The 18669-nt window shown below is 65.9% G+C and carries 18 protein-coding genes; 5 read left to right on the forward strand and 13 right to left on the reverse strand.

Annotation, left to right across the window (positions count from 1 at the left end):
• Positions 1-61: 61 nt before the first annotated feature.
• Complete coding sequence (locus tag B2585_RS12345; protein WP_292023486.1) at positions 62-556, reverse strand: PaaI family thioesterase; 495 nt, start codon at positions 554-556, stop codon at positions 62-64.
• A gap of 73 nt (positions 557-629) precedes the next feature.
• Here B2585_RS12345 and B2585_RS12350 point away from each other — a divergent pair, with 73 nt between their 5' ends.
• Positions 630-1106 carry a MarR family winged helix-turn-helix transcriptional regulator gene (locus B2585_RS12350; RefSeq protein ID WP_292023488.1) on the forward strand — a complete coding sequence of 159 codons (477 nt, stop codon included), beginning with the start codon at positions 630-632 and terminating at the stop codon, positions 1104-1106.
• Between the two features lie 21 nt (positions 1107-1127).
• Here the strand turns inward: B2585_RS12350 and B2585_RS12355 are convergent, their stop codons facing one another.
• Positions 1128-1595, reverse strand: coding sequence for a GNAT family N-acetyltransferase (locus tag B2585_RS12355; protein WP_292023490.1), 468 nt, complete (start codon positions 1593-1595; stop codon positions 1128-1130).
• A gap of 306 nt (positions 1596-1901) precedes the next feature.
• On the reverse strand, positions 1902-2297 hold the full coding sequence (locus B2585_RS12360) for a carboxymuconolactone decarboxylase family protein (protein WP_292023492.1): 396 nt from the start codon (positions 2295-2297) through the stop codon (positions 1902-1904).
• Between the two features lie 97 nt (positions 2298-2394).
• On the opposite strand from B2585_RS12360, the gene B2585_RS12365 reads away from it, so the two are divergent.
• Complete coding sequence (locus B2585_RS12365) at positions 2395-3948, forward strand: winged helix-turn-helix domain-containing tetratricopeptide repeat protein (RefSeq protein WP_292023494.1); 1554 nt, start codon at positions 2395-2397, stop codon at positions 3946-3948.
• Between the two features lie 215 nt (positions 3949-4163).
• On the opposite strand, the gene B2585_RS12370 is transcribed toward B2585_RS12365, so the two are convergent.
• Positions 4164-5795 carry a long-chain fatty acid--CoA ligase gene (locus B2585_RS12370; RefSeq protein WP_292023495.1) on the reverse strand — a complete coding sequence of 544 codons (1632 nt, stop codon included), beginning with the start codon at positions 5793-5795 and terminating at the stop codon, positions 4164-4166.
• A 124-nt stretch (positions 5796-5919) separates the two neighbouring features.
• Here B2585_RS12370 and B2585_RS12375 point away from each other — a divergent pair, with 124 nt between their 5' ends.
• Positions 5920-6957, forward strand: coding sequence for an NADP-dependent oxidoreductase (locus tag B2585_RS12375; RefSeq protein WP_292023497.1), 1038 nt, complete (start codon positions 5920-5922; stop codon positions 6955-6957).
• On the forward strand, positions 6957-7730 hold the full coding sequence (locus B2585_RS12380; RefSeq protein ID WP_292023499.1) for an SDR family NAD(P)-dependent oxidoreductase: 774 nt from the start codon (positions 6957-6959) through the stop codon (positions 7728-7730). Before B2585_RS12375 ends, B2585_RS12380 begins: the two co-directional genes overlap by 1 nt.
• Before the next feature lie 116 nt (positions 7731-7846).
• Here the strand turns inward: B2585_RS12380 and nadC are convergent, their stop codons facing one another.
• The 8 genes from nadC to eutB form a co-directional block, all read right to left on the reverse strand.
• Positions 7847-8695: a carboxylating nicotinate-nucleotide diphosphorylase gene (nadC, locus tag B2585_RS12385; protein WP_292023501.1), complete on the reverse strand. Its 849-nt coding sequence runs from the start codon at positions 8693-8695 to the stop codon at positions 7847-7849.
• On the reverse strand, positions 8692-10242 hold the full coding sequence (locus B2585_RS12390; RefSeq protein WP_292023503.1) for an L-aspartate oxidase: 1551 nt from the start codon (positions 10240-10242) through the stop codon (positions 8692-8694). Before B2585_RS12390 ends, nadC begins: the two co-directional genes overlap by 4 nt.
• Positions 10243-10256: 14 nt before the next feature.
• Positions 10257-11309, reverse strand: coding sequence for a quinolinate synthase NadA (nadA, locus tag B2585_RS12395; RefSeq protein WP_292023505.1), 1053 nt, complete (start codon positions 11307-11309; stop codon positions 10257-10259).
• A 153-nt stretch (positions 11310-11462) separates the two neighbouring features.
• Entirely contained in the window at positions 11463-12833 is a 1371-nt protein-coding gene (locus tag B2585_RS12400; RefSeq protein ID WP_292023506.1) for an aspartate aminotransferase family protein, read from the reverse strand.
• A 70-nt stretch (positions 12834-12903) separates the two neighbouring features.
• Positions 12904-14379, reverse strand: a complete 1476-nt coding sequence (locus tag B2585_RS12405) for an NAD-dependent succinate-semialdehyde dehydrogenase (RefSeq protein ID WP_292023508.1) — start codon at positions 14377-14379, stop codon at positions 12904-12906.
• A 109-nt stretch (positions 14380-14488) separates the two neighbouring features.
• Entirely contained in the window at positions 14489-14968 is a 480-nt protein-coding gene (locus B2585_RS12410; RefSeq protein ID WP_292023510.1) for an Lrp/AsnC family transcriptional regulator, read from the reverse strand.
• Position 14969: 1 nt separating this feature from the next.
• The gene (locus B2585_RS12415; protein WP_292023512.1) at positions 14970-15950 is read right to left on the reverse strand and encodes a cyclodeaminase; all 981 of its coding nucleotides are present in this window, start codon (positions 15948-15950) and stop codon (positions 14970-14972) included.
• Complete coding sequence (eutB, locus tag B2585_RS12420; protein WP_292023514.1) at positions 15940-16959, reverse strand: hydroxyectoine utilization dehydratase EutB; 1020 nt, start codon at positions 16957-16959, stop codon at positions 15940-15942. Before eutB ends, B2585_RS12415 begins: the two co-directional genes overlap by 11 nt.
• A 118-nt stretch (positions 16960-17077) precedes the next feature.
• On the opposite strand from eutB, the gene B2585_RS12425 reads away from it, so the two are divergent.
• On the forward strand, positions 17078-18262 hold the full coding sequence (locus B2585_RS12425; protein ID WP_292023516.1) for a M24 family metallopeptidase: 1185 nt from the start codon (positions 17078-17080) through the stop codon (positions 18260-18262).
• Positions 18263-18269: 7 nt separating this feature from the next.
• Here the strand turns inward: B2585_RS12425 and B2585_RS12430 are convergent, their stop codons facing one another.
• Positions 18270-18662: a GFA family protein gene (locus tag B2585_RS12430; protein ID WP_292023519.1), complete on the reverse strand. Its 393-nt coding sequence runs from the start codon at positions 18660-18662 to the stop codon at positions 18270-18272.
• Between the last annotated feature and the right edge of the window lie 7 nt (positions 18663-18669).

Here is an 18669-nt window from a genome sequence, read left to right on the forward strand (position 1 = left end):
GGGGCGGCGCGAACGCCGCCCCGCGGTGGTCGGCCCCCTCCAAGGGAAGGAGAAGGTGGGCCTAACCGCCGATCTGCTGGATGAAGCAGGTGGAGGTGCCCAGCGCGATCACCTTGCCGTCGCGGGTCTCCACCCTGCCCTCCACATTCGCGACCCGGCGCCCGCGCGTCTGCACCGTGGCGACGGCGCGCACCTGTCCGCCGCCGGGCATCAGGGGCCGCACGAACTTGACCGAGGTATCCATCGACACGAACCCCTCGCCCGGGGCGCAGGTCGTGTGGACCGCGCAGCCCAGAACGCTGTCGAGAAGCGCCATCGCCCAGCCGCCGTGAACCGTGCCCAGCGGGTTCATGTGGGCGGGCGTGGGTTCGCCGCGAAATTCCGCCTCGCCTTCGTCCGCCCGATGAATCCAGAAGTTCATCGTCTCGGCGATGGTCGGCGCGGGAAGGTCGCCCGACATCGTGGCGCGCATGATGTCCAGCCCGGACATCGCGATGAGCTTGCCGATATCCGCCGGGCCGGCGTTGATCTCGGGTCTTGGCACTTCGTCGAACATGGCCTAGTCTCCATTTGAATGCATATGCATCGGATCACATGCATATGCATCGAGTCAAGGGAGACGTAGCGGCATGAGCGCAGAGCTGTCGGAAGACATGACACCGGAACTGGCGGAATTGCTCACCGGCAGTTGCTATTGCCTCGCCGTGCGCCGCGCCTCGCGCCGGATGGTCCGGCTCTACGATGCGGCACTGGCGGAGCGGGGCCTGACGATCTCGCAACTCGCCATGCTGGCTTGGGTGAAGGGGCTCAGGACGCCGACGGTTCAGAAGATCGCGGATTGCATGGAGATGGACCAGTCCGCCGCGTCGCGCGGCATCCGCCCGCTGGAGCGCGAGGGACTCGTCACCAGCGCGCCGCACCCCCGCGACAAGCGCAAGTCGGTGCTGGCGTTGACGGAGGAGGGCGTGGCGCGGCTGACCGACGGTGCCGCCGCATGGTCCACGGCGCAACGCCAGGTGGAGGCGGAGATGTCGCCCGACACGGGCCTCGCGCAGCTTTTCACCGAGATCAACGCGCTGGCGCAGACCGCCGACGACGCGGGCTGACGGGGCGGCGGGCGGCCCCGGTCAGGCCGCGTGCCGATGCTTGAGGTCGAGCCGCATGGTCGCCATGCCGTGACGGCGCGACATCTCCTCATACCCGGCCGAGAGATAGGCGTTGTGGGCCGGGGCGTTGTCGACCTCGACCTTGAGCGTGAGGGTCAGGGCGCCAAGGTCCACCGCCGCCTGCTCCACCCGTTCGGTCAGTTCCGCCGCCGCCCCGCCGCGCGCCTCTTCGGCGAGGTAGACGTAAGTGAGGTGGCGCACTTCCGGCCCGATCCCTTCGCGCAGCGCAAAGAACCCCACGTCCCGGCCCGCGTCATCCTGGAGGTAGAAGGAGACATCCTGACCCTCGCCCAGCCATTTGCGCTGCCATTCCATCTCGTCGAACGGGACTTTCGCATTGGGGTTCAGGAGCGGGATATCCGCGTCGGGCAGCATCTCGGCCAAGGGGGCCAGATCGCGTTCGCGGTTGCGGCGCAGGGTCAGGGGCATGTGTCCTTCCTTCGGCTTGGCCCGGCGCACGCCGGGGGCTTGGTGAAAGGGGCGTGGGTGGCATAGGGGGGTGGGCTGGGTCAACCGGGGGGGTGGGGGCCAAAGCCGATTTTGTTGCGCGGCGAAGAGAACGGCAGCTTCGAGCCCGGAGCCGGCATTGCAGCGTTCGGGCCGGGTGGGTTTCCGTTGTCGACTCGGAACGGCTAGTACGGACCGTAGATCGGCGATCACGTCACGGGCCGCATTCAAAAGACCGCCTCTCCCGAGCCCCGGCAACGGCTGCCGCGCAGGGGCTCGGATGGCCGATCACTTTCCGGAGCCGGCGTGCATGCTGTCGATTTCAGCGGTGAAGTCCGCGTAGTCGTAGTTCATCCCGTTGAGCACAGTGCTCCACATGCGGACCGCAGCGGCCGCGGCGACAGCCTCCCTGATCTGCGCCTCCGTCGCGCCCGCGGCGCGTGCGTTCTTGGTATGGGCGTAGACACAATAGTCGCAGGGAACCTGGGCGGCCACGCCGAGCATGACGAGCTCCCGGGTCGCGGCGTCGAGCTCCGCGTCTTCTCCTCCGAGGCTTCCGTACCATTGCATCGCCGGTCCAAGCGAATGCGACGGGTAAGTCTCCGAGAAGAAGCGCGGCGCATCCTGACCGATCGAGACCGTGGCGGTCAGACCCAGGGCGGCTGCGAGAAATGCTGTCTTCATGATCATCCTCCTTTTTCATGGGATTGCACTGGCATGTTGCGTCGCCGGCGGCGCGGCGGAGATGAAATTTTTCTGAGAACTTGCTAGTGTCCCCTCTATGGCGAGCACGGTAAGCATAGACCTCGCGGAACGTCGCGTCCTGATCGACGGCGTGCGGGTTCGCTTGCGGCCAAAGACATTCGAGTTGCTGGCACTCCTGGCAAGCCGCCCACAGCACCTGTTTTCGAAGGAAGACCTCATCGACCGGGTCTGGTCCGGGCGCAGTGTATCGCCGGATGTGCTGCCCGGCTGCATACGCGAGATCCGCCGGGCGTTCGGCGACTCCGCGCGCACGCCTGAATGGATCGAAACGGTCTCGGGCACCGGATACCGACTTATCAGTGCTCTTGCTCTTCCGGCGGAACGCGGCATCCGTGCGCGCGCGACGGTCAGCACCCCAGCGCCCGACGCAGAGTGCCGACCGGGTGGCGCGACGGTGGGCGTCTTGCCGCTCGCTGCCCGGGCAGCCGAAACCGAACCGATCGCGCGAGCCTTGGCCCGGGACATCGCCGTGGGTCTCGCCCGCACGCGTTGGCTGACCGTGGCGGGAAGCGCCAGTGCAGAAGCCCTCTGCCGCGAAAGCAGTCGACAGACGGCCGCGAAGACGCTCGATGTCGCCTATCTCCTCGACGGAGACCTGCAGCAGGCCGGCGACCTGCTGACCCTCCAGATCGCCCTGGTCCACGCGCCGAAGGGGCGGATTCTGTGGGCCGACCGGATAGCGCGGCGCAGCGGATCCGTCGCCGAATTGATGGAAGAGGTGTGCAGTCTGGTCGTCTCGTCCGTCGAACGAGAGATCCAGCTTCGCGAACAGAAACAGGCGATGATTGCGCCCGTCCGCGGCGTGGCGCCCTGGATCGGGTTGCACCGCGGCATGAACCTTTTGCAACGGCAGGATCGGACGACCCTCGCCTCGGTAGACGAAACGTTGCGGGCGGCAGCGCGCGCCGATCCTTCTTGCGCCCGGATCGCCGCGGCGCGGTCCTGGCATGCCTGGCAGGAGCTGTTTTTCGGTCTCGCGCGGGATCGCAGGACGGGTCTGCGGAAAGCTCGGGATCTGGCAATGGAGAGCATCGACCTCGACTCTCGGGAGCCGCTCGGACACTGGTCCCTCGGTCGGGCCCGTTGGCTCTCGGGCGATCTGGAGGCGGCGGCCGAGAATCTGGAGCGTGCGGTCTCGCTCAATCCGAGCTTTCCAATCGGGCACTATTCGCTGGGTTACACGCTGTATCTCACCGGAAGGGAAACCGAGGCCATTCGGTGTTGCGAGACCGCGATCCGGCTCAGCCCGCTCGACCCCATGGCCTTCGCGTTCCACTGCATCCTGGCGCACCTTCGGTGCTTCGAAGGCGAAACGGATCGGGCGCTGCACCATGCCCGGCGCATTGCCGATCACCCCAACGTCCACGCCTTCGCCCTGGCGGTGGCGGCTTGGGTCAACGAGCTCTGTGGCGACCGCCATGCTGCCTTGGAATGTCTTGCGCGGATTCGTCAGGGCTGGCCCGACTATTCGCGCCTCGACTACATGGCGGCGCTGTTCCACAACAGCCCTTGGTATCCGACCAAACGGAAACGCGCCATCGAGCGTGCGTTCGATAGCCTCGGCTTCTGATCTGCGCTTCCGGCGGTTTTCGCCGCAAAGATGGGAAAAATCCGAGAACACGCAGTTGGGCAGAACTGGCACGCAAGCAGTTCCAGAGTTGATCGCCAGCGCCGATACGACGCTGTCGAGGGCGCGCGAAGCGAAGGGCCGGAATGTCCGGCACACCGGCCATCCGCGACACCGAAACTGCCCCCGCAGTTCCCTGCGAGGGCATCCCCCGACCCTCAGGCCACTTCGGGGTGTTTGTAGTCCGACAACTGCTGACGCAGGTTCAGCTTGGACACCTTGCCGGTCGCGGTGAGGGGCAGGTCGTCGACCCAGATCACGTCATCGGGGAGCTGCCACTTTGCGAAATGCTCCGCCATCGTCTCGCGGATCTCGTCGAGTGAGGGCTTGTCCTCCCCCGCCGCGACGGCGACCAGAACGGGGCGTTCGTCCCACTTCGGATGCGCCACGCCGATGGCTGCGCAGTTGGCGATGCCCGGATGGGCGAGTGCGGCGCTTTCGAGGTCGATGGAGGAAATCCATTCGCCGCCCGACTTGATGAGGTCCTTGGAGCGGTCCTGGATGGTGAGGTAACCGTCCGGGTCGATGCTCGCCACGTCGCCGGTGCCGAACCAGCCCTCGGCGTCGATGGCCTTGGCGCTCGCCTCCTCGTTCTTGTAGTAGCCCGAGACGATGGCGTTGCCGCGCACGAAAAGCTCGCCGATGGCCTTGCCGTCATGCGGTTGCCGGTTCCCGTCGTCGTCGACGATCTTGAGGTCGACGCCGAAGACCCGGCGGCCCTGCTTGGCCTTCACATCGATCTTCTTGTCGAACGGCAGGTCATCGACCGCCGGCGGGCTGACACCGTGGGTGCCGATGGGCGACATCTCGGTCATGCCCCAGGCGTGGTTCACGTTGATGCCCATCTTCTCGAAGGCTTCGATCATCGTGCGCGGTGCGGCGGAGCCGCCGATCACCACGTCACCGAAGCCCTTGGGCGGCTTGCCCTGCTTCTCGATCTCGCCGAGCAGACCCATCCAGACGGTCGGGACGCCCCAGGCCGAGTAGACGTTTTCGCTGTCCATCAGCTTGTAGACGCTCGGCCCGTCGAGCGCGGGGCCCGGCATGACGAGGTTGATGCCGAGGATCGGACCCGCATAGGGCAGACCCCAGGCGTTGACGTGGAAGAGCGGGACGACCGGGAGGACATTGACCCCCTGCCCCAGAGCCCCGCCCATCACGGCCGCGACCATCAGCGCATGGAGCACGGTCGAGCGGTGGGAATAGAGCGCGCCCTTGGGGTTGCCCGTGGTGCCCGAGGTATAGCACAGGCCGGCGGCGGTATTCTCATCAAGGTCCGGCCAGTCGTAGGTCTCCGGCTCACCGTCGAGCAGATCCTCGTAAACCAGCACGTCGAGCTTGGTGTCCGGGAGGTGGTCGCGATCCGTCATCACCACGATCCTGAGGTCGGCGGGCAGATGGTCGCGCAGCGCCTCGAGGATCGGCAGGAACGTCGTGTCGACGAAGATCACCTTATCCTCGGCGTGGCCGACGATGTAGATCATCTGCTCGGCCGACAGGCGCGGGTTGATCGTGTGGCAGACCGCGCCCATGCCCGAGATGGCGTAGTAGAGCTCAAAATGCCGGTAGCCGTTCCAGGCGAGGGTCGCGACCCGGTCTCCGGGCTTCACGCCCAGCTTTTCGAGCGCATGTGCGAGCTTGCCGACCCGCTTGTAGGTGTCTCGATATGTGGTGCGGTGCGTGTCGCCCTCGGTGCGCACGCTGACGATCCCGGAGTCCGGGTGCGCCTCTGCCGCGTAGTCCAGAATTGAAATGATCGACAGCGGTCGATTCATCATCATGCCTTGCATGATCTCCTCCCTTTGCTGCCGCGTCCGACACTCGTCCGGTGTCTTGGATTACGCGGCGTTTTGCCTTGCGAAACTCAGTTTCAAGCATGAGTATCAGCGCGACTCGGGAGGAAGGAAAGCACAAATGTCGACAGCTGCAAAACGGATCGTTCTGGCCAAGCGGCCTGAAGGCGAAGTGACGCCGGAGAATTTCCGCCTTGAGGATTACGAGGTGCCGGACCCGAAAGAGGGTGAAGTCGTGGTGCGCGTTACCGCCCTGTCTCTCGACCCCTACATGCGGGGCCGGATGGACGACGCCAAGAGCTATGCCGCGCCGGTCGAGGTCGATGCGGTCATGGAAGGCGGCACGGTGGGTGAGGTTATCGTGTCCAACGCCGAAGGCTTTGCCGAGGGCGACGTGGTTTTCGGCATGACCGGCTGGTGCGACCATGCCGTGATGAACGCCAAGGCGCTGACCAAGGTGCCGGGGGGCGTTCCTCCCACCGCCGCGCTTGGCGTGCTCGGGATGCCCGGTTTCACGGGCTGGCACGGGCTGACCGACATCGGCAAACCGAAGAAGGGTGAGACGGTCGTGGTCGCGGCCGCCACCGGCCCCGTCGGCTCGATGGTCGGGCAATATGCCAAGCACCTTGGCCTGCGCGCCGTGGGCATCGCGGGCGGACCCGAGAAGTGCAAGCACGCGGTCGAGCATTTCGGGTTCGACGAATGCCTCGACCACCGCGCCTATGCGGACGGAAAAGAGATGCGCAATGCCATCGCCGGGGCCTGCCCGGATGGCGTGGACATCTATTTCGAGAACGTGGGCGGCAAGGTGCTCGAGGGCGTTCTGCCGAACATGAACACCTTCGGGCGCATCCCGGTCTGCGGCATGATCGCGTGGTACGATCTGGGCGGGCTTGGCTTGGGCGACGGGCCGGGCAAGGACCAGCTCCCGCGCGCGTGGCGCACCATTTTGGTGAACCGGCTCAAGGTCGAGGGCTTCATCATCACCGACGGCTGGCACCGGCTGAACGATTTCCTCGGCGAGGTCGCACCGCTGGTCGCCAACGGCACGATCAAGTTCACCGAGGACGTGGCGGACGGGCTTGAGAACGCGCCCGACGCCTTCATGTCGATGCTGAAGGGCGGCAACTTCGGCAAACAGATCGTGAAGGTCGGCTGATGCATTCGCTGTTCGATCTGAGCGGCCAGACCGCACTCGTCACCGGGTCCACAAAGGGGATCGGCAAGGCCATCGCCTTTGCGCTGGCCGAGGCCGGGGCGAATGTCGTGATCTCGTCGCGCAAGGGCGACGTGTGCGAGGCGGTCGCGGCGGAGATCAACGCGCTCGGCGGGGGGAAGGCGGTGCCGATCCCCGCCAACATCTCGCGCGATGAGGATCTGGAACGTCTTGTGTCCGAGACCGAGGCGCAGTTGGGGAGCGTCGACATCCTCGTGTGCAACGCGGCGGTGAACCCCTATATGGGGCCGTTCCTCGACACGCCGGACGATGCGTTCGACAAGACGATCAAGGTCAATATCCGTGCGAACATGCAGCTCGCCAAGCGCGTCGTGCCGGGGATGCAGGCGAAGGGCGGCGGGTCCATCGTGATCGTGTCGTCCATCGCGGCCTTCAAGGGATCGAAGATGCTGGGCATCTACGCGGTGACAAAGGCGGCGGACACGCAGATCGTGCGCAATCTGGCGAGCGCCTATGGCCCGGACAATATCCGCGTGAACGGGATCGCCCCGGCGGTGGTCAAGACGGACTTCGCGCGGGCGCTTTACGAAGATCCGGAGCGGGAAAAACGGGTGTCGGCATCCTATGCGCTGAAACGGCTGGGCGAACCGGACGATATCGCGGGGGCCGCGCTGTTCTTTGCCTCCCGCGCCGGGGCGTGGACGACGGGACAGACGCTGATCATCGACGGCGGCTGGTCGATCGAGGAAAGCTGACGACGCGGGGCGGTTGGTTGCCGGAATCGGCGCGGTTTTCATGAAAAAGCAACGGGATACGGGGGGTTTCCCGGTCCCTTTTCGTGTCTGATGAATACCCGCGAAGCGCCGGTGCTTCAGAAGTCCAGCCCGAGGTCCAGCGTCTGCGCCGAATGGGTCAGCGCGCCGGACGAGATGTAGTTCACCCCCGTCGCGGCCACTTCGGCGATGCGGTCCAGCGTCATGTTGCCCGATGCTTCAAGCACCAGCCGGCCCGCGGTCATGTCCACCGCTTTCGAGAGCGTCGGCGTGTCCATGTTGTCGAGCAGGACGACATCGGCCCCGCCGACCTCCAGCACCTCGGCAAGCTGGTCGAGGGTATCCACCTCGATCTCGACCTTCATCATGTGGCTGGCGACGGCCCTGGACGCCTCCAGAACCGCGCGCACACCGCCTGCGGCGGCGATGTGGTTGTCCTTGATGAGGATCGCGTCGGAGAGCGAATAGCGATGGTTGAACCCGCCCCCGTGCAGAACGGCGAGCTTTTCCACCACGCGCAGGCCCGGCGTGGTCTTGCGCGTGCAGGTGATCCGGGTCTGTGTACCTTCGGTCTTTTCGACGAAGCCCGCCGTCTTGGTGGCGATCCCTGACAGGCGACCGGCGAAGTTCAGCGCCACGCGTTCGCCCGACAGGATCGAGGCGGCGCGGCCCCGGATACGCATGAGCGTGTCGCCGGGGGCGATGCGGCTGCCGTCCTCCACCAGCGTCTCGATCTCGAGCGCCGGGTCGACCATCGCGAAGGCGATGCGAGCGACCTGCATCCCCGACACGATCCCCGGTTCACGCGCGTTGATCGCCGCGTCATAGGTCGTTTCCGGGGGGATCACGGCGCGGGTGGTCACGTCGCCATAGGTACCGAGGTCTTCCATCAGCGCGTTGCGGATGATCGGTTCGAGCACGATGTCGGGCAGGGTCGCGTAGGTCATGTGAGATCCTTGGCAGCGTCGCGGATGCCCGTCGCGGCCTCCAGCGTGATGCGCGTGCGGTGCGCGAGCGCGGGCACCGGTTCGGGGAAGTCGTCGCGGAAGTGCCCGCCCCGGCTTTCCTCGCGGGTGAGCGCCGCAGCGGCGATGAGCGTCGCGGTCGCGGTCATGTTGCGCATGGTTTCGGTGTCTGCCTCGGCCTCGATGCGCGCGATGGTCGCGAGCGCGTGCTTGAGCCCTTCGGTATTGCGGCGCACGCCGACATGGGCGGTCATCGTTTCGCGCAATTCCATGACGGTGTCTTCATCGACGTTCTCGCCGCCCTCGGGCCAGTCGAAGTCCAACTCCGGCGCTTCGGGCACCGCCCCCAGGGTGGCATCCATGTCTTCCGCCGCCTTGCGGGCGTAGACGAGCGCCTCGAGCAACCCGTTGGAGGCGAGCCGGTTCGCCCCGTGCAGCCCGGTCGAGGATGCCTCGCCACAGACCCAGAGCCGGTCGAGCGAGGCCCGGCCATGTTCGTCGGTGTCGATCCCGCCCATGTGGTAATGCGCGGCCACGGCGACGGGGATCGGGTTTTCGACCGGATCGACACCGGCGCGCGCGCAGGCCTCGGCCACTGCCGGGAAACGGGTCAGAACCTCGGCCCCCAGCGCCTCGCGCGTGTCGAGCATCGGGCGGTTGCCCGCCTGTGTCTGGGCGAAGATTTCGCGGGCGACGATATCGCGCGGGGCCAGTTCGGCGTCCTTGTGGACCGCCGTCATGAACCGTTCACCGTGCTTGTTGATGAGGATCGCACCCTCGCCCCGTAACGCTTCGGTCGCGAGCGGCATCGGGTCTTCGCCCATGTCGATGGCGGTGGGGTGGAACTGGACGAATTCGGGGTCCGCGATCACCGCACCAGCGCGGGCGGCGAAGCCGATGACCTGCCCCCGGATGCGCGGCGGGTTCGTGGTGTGGGCGTAAAGCCCGCCGGAGCCGCCACCGGCCAGAAGGACGGCGGGCGTTTCGATCAGCAGCTTACCGGACGCGGGGTCGGCCCGGCGCACCCAGACGCCCGTGACCCGGTCGCCTTCGGTGGCGAGGCCGGTCGCAAGCGCGCCCTCGATCACCTGTACAGACGGCAGGGCGCGCAGCCGGCCGATCAGGGTTTCCATGATCTGGCGCCCGGCCTGATCCCCCTTCACCCGCACAACGCGCGGGGCGGAGTGGGCGGCTTCGCGGCTCATGACGTATTTGCCGCCTGCATCCCGGTCGAAGGGCGTGCCGAAATCGGTCAGGTCGATGATGTGTTCGGCCGCGTGCCGGGTCACCATCGCGGCGACGTCGCTGTCCACGGTCCCGGCACCCGCTGTTACCGTATCGAGCGCGTGCGCCTCGGGGCTGTCGGTCTCGGCCATCGCCGCGGCGACGCCGCCCTGCGCCCAGGCCGAGGACGCGCCTTCGCCCAGACTTTCGGGTGAGATCATGAGGACGGGACGGGGCGCGAGGGCCAGAGCCGCATAGAGCGCGCCCATGCCTGCGCCCACGATGACGATGCGGTCGGTTTTCATGGGGGTCGCCCCTATCAGATGCCCAGGTCGCGGGACAGGTCGATCATGCGTTGCACCGCGACGCGCGCCTTGTCGGCCACGGCCTCGTCCACATGCACTTCCTCACCCCCGGCGTGAAGCGACCACAGTATTTTCTCAAGCGTGATCTTCTTCATGAAGGGGCACATGTTGCACGGGCCGACGAAATCGACCTCGGGCAGTTCGTCGGAAATGTTCGACGCCATCGAGCACTCGGTCACAAGCAGGGCCTGTGCCGGCTTGTGTTCGCGGACGTAGTTGATGATGCCGCTGGTGGAGCCTGAGAAATCGCTCTCATCCACCACGTCCGTCGGGCATTCCGGGTGGGTGATGATCGTCGTCTCGGGGTTCCACTTGCGGTAATCCCTGAGGTCCTGCGCTGTGAAGCTTTCGTGCACGACGCAGGAGCCGTTCCACCAGACGATGTTCTTTTCCGGCACCTGACGCGCGACGTTCTGGGCGAGGTACTGGTCGGGCGTCATGATGACCGTGTCGCTCTCCATCGCGCGCACGATGGCGGCGGCGTTGGACGAGGTGCAGCAGATGTCGGAGGCGGCCTTTTCCTCGGCGGTCGTGTTCACATAGGTCACGACCGGCGCGCCCGGATATTTCTCGCGCATGGCCGCGATGCCCGCCGCACCGATGGAATTGGCGAGCGAACAGCCCGCTTCCATATCGGGGATCAGCACCGTCTTGGACGGGTTCAGGATCTTGGACGTCTCGGCCATGAAATGCACGCCGCCCTGGACGATGATGTCGGCCTCGACCTCGGTCGCCTTGATCGCGAGCTGGAGGGAGTCGCCCATGAAATCGGCCACACCGTGATAGATGTCGGGCGTCATGTAGTTATGCGCCAGGATGACCGCGTTTTTTTCTTTCTTGAGGCGGTTGATCGCGGCCACATACGGGGCTGCCGTCGCCCAGTCGGGCGGTGTCACCACGCGACTCATTTTCGCGTAGGTGTCATTCATTTCCTCGGCCAGGTCAGGGTTCGGCGCGAGGTCGTAGGTCTCGGCCAGTTCCTGCCGCATGGTGCGAAAATCGAGCATATCCGCCCCCTTGATGGGTCATACCGGCCCCTTCAAGCACCTTGGTCGGAAAGCTTCAAGGTAAACTGCTGTTTTGAAGGGTTTTAGGTCTGGTTTACTGACCCAAATATGGGGTGGCGGGGCCGAAATTCAAGATCGGCCCCGCGCGTGTCCTCAGCCGAGGACGGATTTGACGGCGCGTCCCAGCTTGGTCGCGATTTCGTCCGCTTGCGCTTCCGTCAGGCAGAAGGGCGGCGCGAAACCGAGGATGTCGCCCTGCGGCATGGCGCGCGCGATGACGCCTTCGGCCAGCAGCGCACCCGCCAGTTTGGCGCCGACGCCTTCGGACGGGTCGAAGAACTCCCGCGTTTCGGGGTCTTTCACGAATTCGACCGCGCAGAGCAGCCCCTCGCCGCGCACTTCACCGACATGGGCGTAGTCGCCCACCTCGGCCTTGAGCGCGGCCTTGAAATGCGCGCCCACGGTGCCCGCGTTCTCGATCAGGTTCAGCTTGTCGATCAGTTCGAGGTTGGCGATGCCCGCCGCCGCGCCGATCGGGTGGGCCGAATAGGTCCAGCCGTGGCCGATGGGGCCGTTCTCGTCCGTGCCCTGCTCCAGCACCTTCCACATCTTGTCGGACACGATGGAGCCGGACAGCGGCGCATAGGCCGAGGTGAGGCCCTTGGCGATGGTGATGAGGTCGGGCTTCATGCCGTAGTGCTCGGACCCGAACATGGACCCCAGACGCCCGAAGCCGGTCACGACCTCATCCGCGATGAGCAGGATGTCGTGCTTGTCGAGCACCTTCTGGATCGCCTCCCAATACCCGGCGGGCGGCGGGACGAGGCCGCCGGTGCCCAGCGCAGGTTCACCGATGAAGGCCGCGATGGTGTCGGCGCCTTCGCGTTCGATCAGTTGTTCGAGCTCGTAGACACAGTGACCGACGAAATCCTCCTCGGTCATGTCGAGGTTCGGGCGGCGGTAGTAATACGGCGCCTCGGTGTGGATGACCTGCTCCAGCGGCAGGTCGAACTTCTTGTGGAAAAGGTGCAGGCCGGTGAGCGAGCCGGACATGAGGCCGGAGCCGTGATAGCCACGCCAGCGCGAGATGATCTTCTTCTTCTCGGGGCGGTTCAGGATGTTGTTGTAGTACCAGACCAGCTTGATGTTGGTTTCGTTCGCGTCCGACCCGGACAGGCCGAAATAGACCTTGGACATATGGTCGGGCGCGCGGTCGAGCACCATCTTGGCGAGCGTGATCGACGCCTCGGTCCCGTGGCCGACATAGGCGTGGTAATAGGCCAGCTCTTTCGCCTGCTCGGCGATGGCTTCGGCAATTTCCTGACGCCCGTAGCCGACGTTCACGCAGTAGAGCCCCGCGAAGGCGTCGAGCAGTTCGTTGCCGTCACGGTCGGTGATGTGACAGTCCTTGCCGGACTTGATGACGCGCGACGGCGCTTCGCCGCGGGCGAACTGGGCGAGGTGGGTCGAGGGGTGGAAGAAATTCTCCCGGTCCCAGCGGTCGAGTTGATCGTTCTTGAGCATTTTTTCTTAACCTTTCTTGTTCTTGTCGCGCAGCCGGGCCGGAATACCGGGGCCGGACTGCGCGGGTATCTCAGGCCCAGTCGCGGCAGACGTATTTGATTTCCATGAACTCTTCCATGCCCCGGCGCGCACCTTCGCGGCCCAGACCGGATTGCTTGGTCCCGCCGAAGGGGATCGGCGCGCCCGTGACCTTGGTGCGGTTCACGGCGACCATGCCGTATTGCAGCGCGCGGGTCAGGCGGTAGATGCGGCGCGGGTCCATCGAATGGACATAGGCCACCAGCCCGTATTCCGTGTCGTTGGCACGGCGCACCACCTCGTCCTCGCTGTCGAAGGGGGTGATCGCGGCGACGGGGCCGAAGGTTTCCTCACGCATGATGAGGCACTCGTCGGTCACGTCCTTGAGCACGGTGGGCGCATAGAACAGATCGCCATGCTCGGTGCGCTTGCCGCCACACATGACGGTCGCGCCGTTGGCGAGCGCGTCGGCGACGTGTTCCTCCTGCTTGGCGACGGCTTTCTCGTTCATGAGCGGGCCGATGTCGGGGTCGTCCATGCCGCGCCCGATGGTCAGCGCCTCGGTCGCCTCGGTGAACATCTGGCAAAACTCGTCATAGACGGCGCGTTCGACATAGATGCGGTTGGCGCCAAGGCAATCCTGCCCCGAGGTGGCCCATTTGGCCTTCATCGTCTCGGCCACGGCCTCGTCCAGATCGCAGTTCTTGAAGATGATGACGGGGGCGTGGCCGCCCAGTTCCATGACCAGCCGTTTCACCGTGTCGGCGGACTGGCGGTAGAGGAGCCGCCCGACCTCGGTGGAGCCGGTGAAGGACAGCGTGCGCACGCGGTGATCCTGTGTCCACGGCTCGACGACGGTGGGCGCGTTGCCGGTGACGACGTTGAACACGCCGGCCGGCACGCCCGCGCGTTCGGCCAGTTCGGCCAGCGCGAGGGCGGAATAGGGCGTTTCATGCGACGGGTGCGCGACGATGGTGCAACCGGCGGCGAGGGCTGCGGCGGCCTTGCGCGTCAGCATCGCGGCGGGGAAGTTCCACGGGGTGATGAGGGCGACGACACCCACGGGTTCGAGCCAGAGCTCGACTTCAGCGTCGTGCAGGTGCGAGGTCACGCCTTCGATGTTCGGGCGCTTGGACTCTTCGGCGTAGAACTCGACGAACGACGCGGCGTAGTCGATTTCACCCCGCGCTTCCGAGATCGGCTTGCCCTGCTCCAGCACCATGATCTTGGCGAGGTCTTCGCGGTGTTCCAGCATCAGGTCGAACCAGCGACGCAGGATGGCCGCGCGTTCCTGCGGGAGTTTGAAGGACCAGTCGTCAAAGGCCGCCTGCGCCGCGTCGACCGCGCTGCGCGAATCGTCGGCCGTCAGCTTGGCGACTTCGCCGAGGAAAGCGCCGCTGGCCGGGTCGGTGACGTTGAAAGAGCCGCCGTCCGACGCCGCGCACCATTTGCCGTTCACATAGGAAAAGCTGCGCAGAAGCCGTTTGTCGGTGATGTCCACATGGGTCGGGATCGCTGTGTCGAGCATCTCATGCCTCCTGTTCGATGGGAGGAACATGGTGGATTCGCGCAGGCGTCGAGGCCGAATTTGGTCTGTCGGGGAGAGGATTCGTCTGCGCCGGGCCGGTTGGGGGAGACTATTCCTCTCCCGCGATCAGGCCGAGCGGGGGGCCAGCGCCTTTCACCGGCTTGGTCACGATGTAGGTGAAGTAGCGCGACAGACCGATGCGGGCGTCGAGCATCACGTCCATCAGGCGTTGGTAGGCGTCGATGTCGCGGGTGACGACCTGCATCAGGTAATCATAGCCGCCGCCGAGCGCCCAGCAGGCCGTGATCTCGTCGTATCGCGAGAGCGCATCCTCGAAGATGCGAAAGCTCGCGGCGGTGTGGTCGGCGATTTCGACCGCGACGAACACCGTGACCGAGGGGCCGAGTTTGCGCAGGTCGAAGCGGGCGCCGTAGCCGTCGATCACGCCCAGTTTCTCAAGCCGCTTGAGCCGGTTCCAGCAGGGCGTGGGCGACAGCCCGACCGCGTCGGCAAGCGCGGCCTTGGTGATGCGCCCGTCGCGGGCGAGCACCTTGAGAATGGCGAGGTCTGTGGGGTCGAGGGCAACCATGTCAGGCGTTTATCACGGTTCCCGTATTTCCCAACAGCTTGATGACGTGGCTGGCGATGGCCGTGTCCTGCGCCCCAGTGCCGGTGAGGTCGCAGATCGTGACCTGATCCGCGCTGGTGCGGCCCGTGGCTTTGCCCGTGATGATGTCGCCCAGTTCCGGGGGCGTGCCATTCATGGTGCCAGCGGCACGCGCGGCTTCGAGTTCGCCGGAGACTTCGCACTGGCTCACCCGGTCGCAAACATAGAGGTCGGCTTGTGCAAGTGCCTGTGGGTCGATCTCGTTCTTGCCGGTCTGGTCGGAGCCCATTGCGGTGACGTGCAGGCCGGGGTGGAGCATGTCTGCGGTGAACACCGGCTCACGCGCAGGCGTCGTGGTGACGACGAGTTGGGAGCGGGCGGCGAGCTCGTCTGCCGCGCAGACTTCGACCTCGACGCCCAGAGACGCTTTGAGGTCTTCGGCGCAGGCCTTGGCATGGTCGGGATTGCGCCCGTGGACGAGGACGCGGGTGAAGGGGCGGACGAGGTGTGCCGCCTGCATCTGAAGCCGCGCCTGAACGCCGGTGCCGATGACGCCCGCGACCTCGACCGTTTCGGGCGCGAGGTGTTTGGCGGCCACGGCCCCGGCGGCGGCGGTGCGCAGGTCGGTGAGATAGCCGTTGTCGAGAAACACCGCCTCGACCAGCCCGGTCTTGGCGGAAAACAGGATCATCAACCCGTTGAGGCTGGGCAGGCCAAGCTTGGGGTTGTCGAAGAAGCCAGGCGAGACCTTGATCGCGAAGCCGTCGAAGCCGGGAATATAGGCGGTCTTCACGTCGACATCGCCGTTGGCCTCGTGCAGGTCCATCGACAGGATCGGGGGCATGACGACACCGCCCTCGGCGAGCTTGGCGAAGGCCTGTTCGATCACCTCGACCGTCGAGAGGTCGAGCGACAGCGCGCCGCGCAGTTCGGCCTCGGTCACGATGCGGATGTCATGCGCCATAGGTCTGTCCTTTCAGTGTCGTGTCGCCCAGCGCCACGTCCTCACCCGCCATGAGCCGGGTGAAGGTCTGCATGTCGAGATTGCGCCCGGTGATGATCGTGGCGGTGGGGCCGGTGACGGTGATCTTGCCTGCGAGGAGCGCGGCATGGGCCACGGCGCAGGCGCCCTCGGCCACCAGCGCGTCCTCGTAGTAGAGCGTCTGCATTCCGGTGAGGATTTCGCCCTCGGTGACGAGCACCACCTCGTCGAGCAGGTCGCGGCAGATCGGGAAGGTGTAGCGGTTCGTCAGGCCGATGCCGCCACCGAGCGAGTCGGCGAGGGAGGCGACTTCGGTGACGTCCACGGGCTTGCCCGCTTTGAGCGAGGCGTCCATCGCCGCGCCGTTCTCCATCGTCACGCCGATGAGGCGGATGCCGGGTTTGATCGCTTTCGCGGCCACGGCGACACCGGCCGCGAGGCCCCCGCCGGAGAGCGGGATGATGACTGTGTCGATCTCGGGCCGGGCGTCGAGCATTTCCAGCCCGATGGTCCCCTGCCCCGCGATGACGTCGGGGTGGTCGAAGGGGGGAATGTCGATCAGTCCCTCGTCGCGGACCAGACGGTTCGCGGCAAGCTGCGCCTCGTCCTGCGAGCGGCCTTCGATCACCACCTCGGCCCCCATCGCGCGGATGCGTTCGACCTTGGCGGCGGGCACGAGTTCGGACATGCAGATCACGGCGCGCAGGCCGACCTCGCCCGCCGCATAGGCCACCGCGCGGCCATGATTGCCGGTGGAGCAGCAGACCACGCCGGGCACGTCGCCCAGTGCGCGGATCGCGTTGGTGGCCCCGCGCAGCTTGAAGGCGCCGGTGGGCTGGCCGATCTCCAGCTTCATCCAGAACGGGTGGCCGATGCGGTCGGACATGAAGGGCGACGGCACCATCGGCGTTGCGTCCGCCAGACCCGCGATGGTGCGGGCAGCGGCGCGAATGTCGCCTAATGTGACGGGAAGGTCGCTTGGGTCGGGCATGACTTCCGTTCTATCAGGCATACGCGCGGGGAAAACCCCGGCAGAAAGTCATTGAACCCAATGGCTTTTTGCCCATCCTTACCGCGACGCGCCGCAGTTCCAGCCAGCCGGAGGCCCCATGCCTATCGAAAACGCCCATTTCAGCCAGTCCGAATTCGACCGCCGTATCGCGCTGACCCGTGCCGCGATGGAGGCGATGGGCATCGACGTGCTGTTCCTCACCAACCCGTCGAACATGAATTACATCACCGGCTATGACGGCTGGTCGTTCTATGTCCATCAGGGCGTGATCCTGCCGCTGGACGGAGCGCCGATCTGGTGGGGCCGGATGCAGGACGCCAACGGGGCCAAGCGCACGGTCTGGATGGAGTATGACGAGATCATCTTCTACGCCGACCGCTATATCCAGGCGACCGACATTCACCCGATGGAGGACCTTGCCAGCCACCTGCGCATCATGGGCTATGGCGACAAGCGCATCGGGGTCGAGATGGAGACGTATTTCTTCACCGCCCGCGCCTTTGCCGTGCTGGCCGAGGGCCTGCCGGACGCCGAGTTCATCGACGCCTCGACGCTGGTGAACTGGGTGCGGCTGAGGAAATCCGACGAAGAGCTGGCATTCATGCGCCGGGCCGCGCGCATTTCCGAGCTGGTGATCGAGCGTGCGATGGAGATTGCCGAGCCGGGTATGCTCAAGCACGAGCTGGTGGGTGAGCTGTTCAAGACCTCCGTGCATGGCGAGGACGACTCCTGGGGCGACTACCCGGCCATCGTGCCGCTCCTCCCCTCGGGCGCGGATGCGAGCGCGCCGCACCTGACGTGGAACGGCGAGGCGCTGAAGAAGGGCGAGGCGACGTTCATCGAGCAGTCCGGCTGCTACCGCCGCTACCACGCGCCTTTGAGCCGGACGATCTTTTTTGGAAAGCCTCCCAAGCACATGAAGGACGCGGCCGAGGCGCTGACCGAAGGGCTCAACGCCGGGATCGAGGTCGCGCAGGCCGGCAACCGCGCCTGCGACATCGCGCGGGCGCTGGACGTGGAACTGATGAAGGTCGGGATCGAACGCCCGAACCGCGCGGGCTATGCCGTGGGCCTGTCCTATCCGCCGGACTGGGGCGAACACACCGTGTCGATCCGCGCGTTTGACGAGACCGTTCTGGAACCCGGCATGACCTTCCACTTCATGCCCGGCCTGTGGATGGACGATTGGGGGCTGGAGACGACCGAGACGATTCTCATCACCGAGAACGGCCCGGCGCAGACCCTTTGCAACGTCGAGCGCAAGCTGTTCGTGAAGGACTAGGGCGGGCCTAGTCCTCTCCCCTGCCCTCCCGGCCCCTGTTGCGGGGATACTTGTGGAGCACGGGGAAGTCCGGCAGCCACGACTCGCGGCGGTCCGTCCAGAGTTCGTAGGTTGGCGTGAAGCGGTCAGGGGCGTCGAAAGTGCCCAGATGAACCTCGACCTCGTCGCCGCTGCGGGCGAAGACGGATGAGCCGCAGTTGGGGCAGAAGAACCGCCCGTTATAGGCCTGCAATTCGCCGGTGACGCTCACGTCGTCCTGCTCGAACACCGCCGCCGCATAGAACAGTGCCCCGTGATGCTTGCGGCAGTCGAGGCAATGGCACAGGCCGACCCGGTAGGGCTGGCCGGTCACGACAAGTCGTACGCGGCCGCAGAGGCAGCCGCCGGTCGCTGTTTCCATTGGGTTT

This window comes from Maritimibacter sp. UBA3975 (assembly GCF_002384975.1).
Taxonomy (GTDB): domain Bacteria; phylum Pseudomonadota; class Alphaproteobacteria; order Rhodobacterales; family Rhodobacteraceae; genus Maritimibacter.

Excerpts from the sequence above, each read along its gene's own strand:
- B2585_RS12345 (WP_292023486.1), bottom strand. The coding sequence starts at position 556 with ATGTTCGACGAAGTGCCAAGACCCGAGATCAACGCCGGCCCGGCGGAT.
- B2585_RS12350 (WP_292023488.1), top strand. The coding sequence starts at position 630 with ATGAGCGCAGAGCTGTCGGAAGACATGACACCGGAACTGGCGGAATTG.
- B2585_RS12355 (WP_292023490.1), bottom strand. The coding sequence starts at position 1,595 with ATGCCCCTGACCCTGCGCCGCAACCGCGAACGCGATCTGGCCCCCTTG.
- B2585_RS12360 (WP_292023492.1), bottom strand. The coding sequence starts at position 2,297 with ATGAAGACAGCATTTCTCGCAGCCGCCCTGGGTCTGACCGCCACGGTC.
- B2585_RS12365 (WP_292023494.1), top strand. The coding sequence starts at position 2,395 with ATGGCGAGCACGGTAAGCATAGACCTCGCGGAACGTCGCGTCCTGATC.
- B2585_RS12370 (WP_292023495.1), bottom strand. The coding sequence starts at position 5,795 with ATGCAAGGCATGATGATGAATCGACCGCTGTCGATCATTTCAATTCTG.
- B2585_RS12375 (WP_292023497.1), top strand. The coding sequence starts at position 5,920 with ATGTCGACAGCTGCAAAACGGATCGTTCTGGCCAAGCGGCCTGAAGGC.
- B2585_RS12380 (WP_292023499.1), top strand. The coding sequence starts at position 6,957 with ATGCATTCGCTGTTCGATCTGAGCGGCCAGACCGCACTCGTCACCGGG.
- nadC (WP_292023501.1), bottom strand. The coding sequence starts at position 8,695 with ATGACCTACGCGACCCTGCCCGACATCGTGCTCGAACCGATCATCCGC.
- B2585_RS12390 (WP_292023503.1), bottom strand. The coding sequence starts at position 10,242 with ATGAAAACCGACCGCATCGTCATCGTGGGCGCAGGCATGGGCGCGCTC.
- nadA (WP_292023505.1), bottom strand. The coding sequence starts at position 11,309 with ATGCTCGATTTTCGCACCATGCGGCAGGAACTGGCCGAGACCTACGAC.
- B2585_RS12400 (WP_292023506.1), bottom strand. The coding sequence starts at position 12,833 with ATGCTCAAGAACGATCAACTCGACCGCTGGGACCGGGAGAATTTCTTC.
- B2585_RS12405 (WP_292023508.1), bottom strand. The coding sequence starts at position 14,379 with ATGCTCGACACAGCGATCCCGACCCATGTGGACATCACCGACAAACGG.
- B2585_RS12410 (WP_292023510.1), bottom strand. The coding sequence starts at position 14,968 with ATGGTTGCCCTCGACCCCACAGACCTCGCCATTCTCAAGGTGCTCGCC.
- B2585_RS12415 (WP_292023512.1), bottom strand. The coding sequence starts at position 15,950 with ATGGCGCATGACATCCGCATCGTGACCGAGGCCGAACTGCGCGGCGCG.
- eutB (WP_292023514.1), bottom strand. The coding sequence starts at position 16,959 with ATGCCCGACCCAAGCGACCTTCCCGTCACATTAGGCGACATTCGCGCC.
- B2585_RS12425 (WP_292023516.1), top strand. The coding sequence starts at position 17,078 with ATGCCTATCGAAAACGCCCATTTCAGCCAGTCCGAATTCGACCGCCGT.
- B2585_RS12430 (WP_292023519.1), bottom strand. The coding sequence starts at position 18,662 with ATGGAAACAGCGACCGGCGGCTGCCTCTGCGGCCGCGTACGACTTGTC.